The 7,344-nt window shown below is 53.5% G+C and carries 6 protein-coding genes; 5 read left to right on the top strand and 1 reads right to left on the bottom strand.

The window, feature by feature from the left end; all coding sequences use genetic code 11:
* The first annotated feature begins 91 nt into the window (after positions 1-91).
* The 5 genes from AC6H42_RS29685 to AC6H42_RS29665 all read left to right on the top strand — a co-directional run bounded on the left by AC6H42_RS29685 (position 92) and on the right by AC6H42_RS29665 (position 6,902).
* The gene (locus tag AC6H42_RS29685) at positions 92-409 is read left to right on the top strand and encodes a hypothetical protein (RefSeq protein WP_497549593.1); all 318 of its coding nucleotides are present in this window, start codon (positions 92-94) and stop codon (positions 407-409) included.
* Positions 406-1,899: a site-specific integrase gene (locus AC6H42_RS29680; protein ID WP_497549592.1), complete on the top strand. Its 1,494-nt coding sequence runs from the start codon at positions 406-408 to the stop codon at positions 1,897-1,899. Before AC6H42_RS29685 ends, AC6H42_RS29680 begins: the two co-directional genes overlap by 4 nt.
* A 2-nt stretch (positions 1,900-1,901) precedes the next feature.
* Positions 1,902-3,893, top strand: coding sequence for a hypothetical protein (locus AC6H42_RS29675; RefSeq protein ID WP_497549591.1), 1,992 nt, complete (start codon positions 1,902-1,904; stop codon positions 3,891-3,893).
* Positions 3,893-4,315 (top strand): hypothetical protein, encoded by a 423-nt coding sequence (locus AC6H42_RS29670; RefSeq protein ID WP_497549590.1) that lies wholly within the window; start codon positions 3,893-3,895, stop codon positions 4,313-4,315. The genes AC6H42_RS29675 and AC6H42_RS29670 overlap by 1 nt, the downstream gene beginning before the upstream one ends.
* A gap of 556 nt (positions 4,316-4,871) precedes the next feature.
* On the top strand, positions 4,872-6,902 hold the full coding sequence (locus AC6H42_RS29665) for a DUF4238 domain-containing protein (protein WP_497549589.1): 2,031 nt from the start codon (positions 4,872-4,874) through the stop codon (positions 6,900-6,902).
* A gap of 260 nt (positions 6,903-7,162) precedes the next feature.
* Here the strand turns inward: AC6H42_RS29665 and AC6H42_RS29660 are convergent.
* The coding region (locus AC6H42_RS29660; RefSeq protein WP_497549588.1) for a hypothetical protein at positions 7,163-7,344 on the bottom strand (182 nt) is incomplete at its 5' end.

Below are 7,344 nucleotides of genomic sequence, written 5' to 3'. Positions count from 1 at the left end.
CGCTAGCACTACGCAACAGTCAAAGAAAAGGAAGGACTAAACACCTCTCGCTTCACCGGCCAAGATAATTGACGCCGACCGGACAAGATAGTTGACGCGAACCACTGCACTCAATAGCGTGTTTTCGGTCATGCGCGGAGCTGCCTTTGAGCACACAGACACCCAGCTGCATCCTCACCTGTTGCGCAACACCTTTTGCAACAGCTACCTCGACTGGCGAGTTGAAAGAACCAAAGTTGAGCTTGAACGCGCTACCGATGAACTGCGATATCTATGCGGGTGGCAGCTTAATTCAAAAATGCCGCAGCGTTATGCGGCCAAATGGATTGCTACCCAAGCAAATCTACAGAACCAAGCCCGCGTCAATGCCGCGTGGGACGACGCCAATGACACGGAGCCAGCGACATGAAGCAACGATTTATTGAAATACTCGGAACGGACTCCCTGGACGCTGAGAGCACCAGTAATTCTGTTGGGGTTCCTCCCAAGGTCCGTATTCGAACCCGCTTCGCCGAAGACAGCATTTTTGTCGATACGAGTAGCGACCAGTGGTTACACGAGCGCTACTGTGCAATCGATTGGCGGAGGTGCAGGCTTCATCCCAAAATTGAAAATGCCATGCGTCACTTCATTTGGTATCGGCTCGCGTCCAATTCGCCCTTGACCGCAAACGGCAACTTCAATCTATTAATGAGTAAGCAGGAGGTGTTGGGGCAGTATCCTTTCCCATGGTCAGCTGAAGCTTGCACTTCGATCCTGGGCGCCTTTCAATCTCAAAGGGATGTGTTCCTTACTTTCCGCATCTTTTATCGCTGGGCGGCGTTGAAGAAAATCGCGGGTTTCACGCGCCAGATATCGTCTCTTCTGGACGATTTTGCAGCGCCTGAGTACGAAACGTATCGATCAGTAAAATTTCGGGAAAACGTGTTTTCAGCGGCAGAGGAGAGCGCGTTTATTGCAGCATTGGACGACGCGGTCGACGAATCAAACTACTTCGCCCTCCGTGACAACGTCATGGCACACCTAAACTGGGAGCTAGGTTTGCGCGCGGAGCAGGTGGCCGGAGTTGAGGAACGCAACCTAAAGGAGGTTCCGGGACCAGGTGGCGTAAGGTATTTTCACTTGTCATTGATTCGGCTTAAGCAGCGCACTTACGAAAGCTCATATAGAAATCGCGTTGTGTCCGAACGCCTTGCAAAGAAGATTCAACAACTTATTTGGCTGAAGGCAGAACATTTCGGTCAACAGCCCGGGGAACGGCCTATCTTCGTCGATACGCGCAACAGGCGTGTATCGCCAGGGATGGTACGAAACGCGATCGTCCAGATATGCGAGAAAGCCCAACTCGATTCATGTTCAAGCACATTTCTTCGCCATAACATGGCCCAGAAGCTAGCAGACCAAGGTACACCTGGTGACCTGATCTCGGATATGTTGGATCACACAACAAAAGTTGCTGCTCGACACTACGTCGCTGCCACTCCTGCGATAGCAAAAATCAAGGCCAGGGCACTTGGGAAAAACGCGACTTATAAGGAGCTAATGAGCCTTATGACGGGAGCTCTCATCCATCGCAAAGAAGCAGATGATCCCACCAAAATTGTACGGGGAATGGTCGCTACAAGGTACATCGGAAACATTGGGGCCTGTGGACTGGAGACAGATACCGCATGCGCTAAAAATCCGATTTATTCCTGCTACACGTGCAGAAAATTCCATCCTTTTATCGATGGCGAACACGGCAATGTAGTCGCCGCCTTACGTAGCGAGGTGCAACTCATGCTTGATCAGTCTCTTGACTTGGGCGAAAACAAAGTCGTCCTCCAGCTGGAGAAAACTATCGAACATGCGAGCGATATTCTGGCGCGCTGCGAGGCACATGCGAGGGGGACGCTTTGATTATGGATGACTTCGTAGCGCGCCAGCGTCAATACTTCCAAGCGCTGAAAATTCCCGGGCAATGGGAAGATTCCCGTTGGAGCGCCGATTCATGGCTCGAAGCCCGAGGGCAGAAGTCCCGGCAATTTCCCTTCACGATTCTGGATACTGTGACTCCCCTCCCCCAACCCTTTAGCGATTTTGCAAAGGCCCTGTTCCTTTCCATTTACCAGCAAAAGCGCCCAAAATATGCAGCCTTAACTGCTTATCTGATCGGAATCAGGCGCCTATACAATTCTCTTTCTACGGCCGGCTGCGCAGATCCTGCGATCCTTACAAACGGCCATTTTCACGAAGTCGTGGAGGGACTGAAACGGCGAGAGTACAAGAACCTCTATGATGCAGCAAATTGCCTTCAAGTCATAGGAGTCGTCCTTGACAAGCACAGGTTGACCAAGCTGCCGATCGCGTTTGTCTGTAAGGTAGAGCCACCGGCGCCACGCCTACGCCATGACCCGAAGCTAGAACGGGAAGCTATGCCCTCGAAGCTACCAAGTAAGGAAGCAATGGTTGCGTATGCGCAGTGTACGAACAGTCCGATCAACGACAGAGAGGAAATTCTACTGCGGATCATTGACCTGCATATTGCACTGGGATCAAGAATCAATGAATCCCTGCTTATTCCGCTCGACTGTTGGGTTGAACGGGACGTCCGCGATAATCAGAACGCGGTAATAGTCGAGGCTGGCGAAGATTCTACTTACATCGAATGCGGCATCCGCTATTTCCCAGAAAAGGGGTTCGAGCCTAGTATCCACTGGCTGGCCGATTCCGACGTGCCATTGGCCAAGCGCGCCGTCGATCGCTTGATTTTCCTGACTAGGAAAGCGCGCGAGACTGCGGCTTGGCAGCATGAGAACCCAGGGCGGTTGTGGGACATCTCCCCACAAACGATCGTGTCACGTTCCTTTGTGCACCACTATGTAGGGGCCGCACAAGCATATAATTTAGACCGCCGCCTCAGAGAACTGGGCGTTAAACCTGTTCGCGCGGTACCGGGAAATTCAGAATACCTTGCAGGAGATATCGAGACAGCCTTCCTCCGAAGGCGGCCAACGCCGGTCGCCCTCCAAAAAGAGGGTAAAGTATTCCTGTCACTCCACCAGTGCTTATGCATTGCTTTCACGGGATATTTCAGGTTCAAGGAACGTGACGAGTCTGTAAACTATCTCTTGCCCACACTCGTTTCCTTTGCCGATATCAGTGGCGCCCTTGGAAACACAATTGCTCAATCGATTTTTGATCGTCGAAACCTGACCGAGGCAGATGGCAGCCGGATATCGTTACGCACACATCAGTCCAGGCACTGGCGGAACACCTTATATAAGCTAGGCGGCATGACAGAGATTCAGCAGGCATTGGCAATGGGGCGAAAGGACGTGCGTCAAAACAGCTACTACCAGCATGTAGCCCTGGATTCTGAGCTGGCCTTTCACTCAGCCTTCGTTGAATTCCAGTCCTATCATGAGAAGGTAAAGTACCTTCAGGCCGGCATCATTGACGGCACGATTCGTGGAGCGCTCGCCGACACTTATCACGACCTGGCCTCGCGCAACGCAGTCGAGGCTGCTGATTTCTTGGAGACGCATGCGGGTGGGGTACATGTCACCTTATGGGGAATCTGCACGAACGACTTTTCGCGTGAACCATGTCCCAAGCACCTCCAGTGTTTCGATAACTGCGGACATCTGCACCGGACAGGCGATGCAAAAGAAGCCCAGAACTTGGAAAAGCTGCTTGAGCTCAACCTGCAGGTGTTGAAGAAAATGGAGGCTGAATCAGACTCCGAAGCTGGTGCTGATAAATGGGTGGAAGAGCAAAGACGAAAAATTGACGGCATCCGTAAAGCCATCGCGATCGGCGAGCGGGTAACGAAGACCATTCCGATACAGGTTTTCCCCGGCGCCAAAGGCGCCACGGCGCCCGCCAAAACAAGACGCGGAAGCTCGGTCTGATGGCGGCACAAAAGCACCGAATCCCGCCAAAAGGCTCTGCTTTAGACCTGCTCCTAGATCAAGAACTTACATCGATGCTGGCCGACGGGATTGCAAAGTCACCGATTTCGTTCTCTGCCCTTACTGCTAGGCTGAGACTAAACAGCCGGTCGACCTTGCACACCCCAGCCCGCAAGGAAAAAATCCACCTCGCGATCCGAATGCAGCTCGAGGCTTCCGGGACCGTGTCACTTAAAGCCCAACGAAAAAGTCAGGCTGAACGGATCATCGAATTGGAAAGGCAGAATGCCGCGCTTCAGGCCGCTCTCGACCATCAAATAGAAAAACTGTGTAGGGTGGTTGCCAATGCGACCGCAAAAGGGTGGGACGTTGACCAGCTTCTGCAGCCGCTATTGCCCAACAACAGGAACCTGACAAAGTAAAGCTCCTGAGACATGTCGCTGAAGGCCGGGGCATTGGGAATGTCGACAAAATCCAACATCCCATCTCATGAACAGGGCTCGCATAAATTCAAATATGCTGCGATTGCTGCGACACGCTCGATATAGAGATTCGATCGAGATCCGGTGTGTGGCCCCATGCGGCGCGATGATGCTGTACGCAGCCTGCATCGCACCCAGCATTGTTATACAAAGCAGGCGGACGGCATCCACCTCGGGCAAAACAATATCTTTGGACCAGAAGTATCGCTTTTGATCCAGAGATCGGTCATACAGGTATCGCCGCGATCCTCTTAGGAGGCGTTATCCGCCATCCCGGCCGAGCTTGCCTCAGCCCTCCAGTGGCAGGTAAATCTGGTCGAACTTTTCCATGACATACCTGCTTTACGGCGCAGCAGGAGCAGTACGAGGTATGATCAGACACTTGAAACGTTTCCGCCGCTGAGGCGGTATCGATGCGGAGTGTCAATTTCCTGATGACTTGCCCGGTCTTATTTTGGTCGAAGCATTTGCATGCAGGACAGCGTGGGAGAGGCGATTGGCTGGACGAAAGCAGCACTATATACCGCAGTCGGTTCAACGCGCGTTTGAGGCGCGGCGTACCGGACTGAAGACTCAGGTGTACGTGTACCCCAAGGGCCGTGCACCGTATTTGACGTCGACCGAAGGCGCGGCAGCGGAACGAGATTTTTATTCCACCCCTCAGCCTAATTCGAAAGACACACTGGATGATCTCATCACCGACTTCGAATCGGATGAGCTCAATCAATGCCTCAATGAACTTCGGTCCGTAGAGCATGGTCCGGTCGATCCAGCAATGGCCTCCCTCGTCATGGCGCATCTGACTTTACGCACTGCGCATCTGCGGGGTACTTTTGATTCCGTGTTCCAATCTATCTTCGATCAGATGGCCTCGGCTGTCGATAAGACGGAGTCAGTGCGCAAACTTGTCGGCATCGATTCCCCGTCAGATAACCGTCTCAAGGAGGCAATTCGTTCTGAGCTGAGTGCGGTTGGCCTCGAGGCCTTGCCGCAGGACGATCGCAACACGATTGAACGCATGATCTCCTTTCGCCTCAGAGAGCGCTTCGATGCGCTCTTCGAGAATTCCAAGGATGTCGTGAAAAGAGGATTGGCTCAGATGATGAGTCAAGCGCCCGACACGGTGGCGAACACGCACAAGCGCGTATTGTCCGAATCACTGGTGTCGAGCGTGCGCTTCCAGGCGCTGCTCAAACTCCAGTGGCAGGTGGTCACAGCCGACACGAGTGACCGACGCTTCATGCTTCCTGACTGCGTAGCGATTGGCAAAACGGCAGTAGCTGATGATTTTTTACCGCTCGCCATGCTCGGCTCCGAAGATATCGCAACGGTTGTGATGCCCCTATCTCCGCAGCGACTCCTTGTAGGCGGCCCGCACCCTATGCCACAGGAGACGCTCAATTGTGCCTTCGCTGGCTGCAGTTTGAAATTTTTTATCAGCTCGCGCCAGGATGGCGACATGGAGAAGGCGGCGCAGCATATTGGCGCCTTTGCCGCCAGCATGAACTTGGACTTGTTCGAAGATGCGTTTGAGCCGAATCCAGAGCCGATGACACAGGGGCAATTTGAGGCACGGTTAAAAATTCGAGCTCCGTCAGGGAAAAGTGGCAACGCGATGAAGCGCGCGATTGCGGCGGCCGTGCGCGAAACGGTTGAGGCTCCGGTACTCTGTACGATCGAATCGGTGACCGTGACCACGAATATACGTGTCGCGATGGAGTCCGAGTTGAAGCGCGTGCCCAATGACCAGGAACTTCGCATTGCTGCGGCAGGTATTGTCTTGCCGGTCAAAAACGGAACACGATGGCAGTCTCGGATCATTCTCCCCCGTCGTATTGCGGAGTCCCTGTTGCCGAACGAGATGCCCGCAAAACAACGCCTTGGTCGGCGCGTGGTGAAGGTGAACCTGGGGCGCGCAGTCTACTTGGGATGTTGGGCTCGCCAGTATCCCGCCATTTTTGAACAACAGGCGCCCACACTTTGGCAGCACACGTTGTACGCCATCGCCTTTAACGCTGCGTCTCAATATGCGGGGGCCTTGGCCACCCATGAGGAAATGGAGGCAGTGCCGCTGGATGCCGAAGCGCAAAACGAGCTAGCGTCCAATATCACCACTGGGCTCAGTCAGCTGCTGCTAGTTCGTAGTGGATTTACAAGTCATCATAACGTCGACAAGCTGACAGCTGATGCTGCTGGCCCGTTGGACACGCTGCTCGGCAGCGTTGCCGCATTAGCCGGCTTTGCCGCGGCCGAAGGGTGCGCGCTCAATGACTACCCGCTAGTTGTGAAGGTCTTGGAGGCTGCGAATTTGTTCGACTGGGCTATCCTGTTCGCTAAGGATTTGGCGCGACATTATGAGTATCGTACGCGCTGGAGCTCTGCAGCCGACCTGGACCAGCTTGCCGAGCACGTTGAAAGGATTCTTTGGACAATCGGAGTGTCGGCTACGCCAATTGGAGAGTTGTACAAGATCAATGTCAGTGATGAGGGCGGGCTGGCCTTGATAGGTCGCATCCTCTCGCACTGAGGCGATGCTGTGGCACGCTGCACTCAGACGCATCATCAGCCAGTAGCGTCCTATTCAAGCCAACATGCCTGCTTTAGCTATTGGCTTCTTGATAACTTGATTTGATCACTGGTCTCCTTGATGCTGGGATTGATGCGACACGCTCGACATGGCCATTCGATCGAGACCCGGTTCATGAACGGGATAGAAGAGAAATAGGAACAAAACCTTTAAGAACCAATGATTTGCAGGTTCGGTGAACAACAGACTTGGGACGTAAGTTAAATGAGGTTTCCGCCGGACTCGCCTATCGAGGGCAATACGGACATGGTTGGAACGGCTGAAAATGCCTGCCGCACCGTAAGCGTCGACTCAGCACCGTGTTGAGTGCCGTAACAGTTTAGTTGATGATGGCTGGCCGCAGGCCAGCGTTCATTTATTTGCCAGCCACAAGGTGCTGGGA

Source organism: Massilia sp. NBRC 108631 (genome assembly GCF_059704565.1).
This window is presented reverse-complemented; position numbering and strand designations above follow the sequence as displayed.

Excerpts from the sequence above, each read along its gene's own strand:
- AC6H42_RS29680 (WP_497549592.1), top strand. The coding sequence starts at position 406 with ATGAAGCAACGATTTATTGAAATACTCGGAACGGACTCCCTGGACGCT.
- AC6H42_RS29675 (WP_497549591.1), top strand. The coding sequence starts at position 1,902 with ATGGATGACTTCGTAGCGCGCCAGCGTCAATACTTCCAAGCGCTGAAA.
- AC6H42_RS29670 (WP_497549590.1), top strand. The coding sequence starts at position 3,893 with ATGGCGGCACAAAAGCACCGAATCCCGCCAAAAGGCTCTGCTTTAGAC.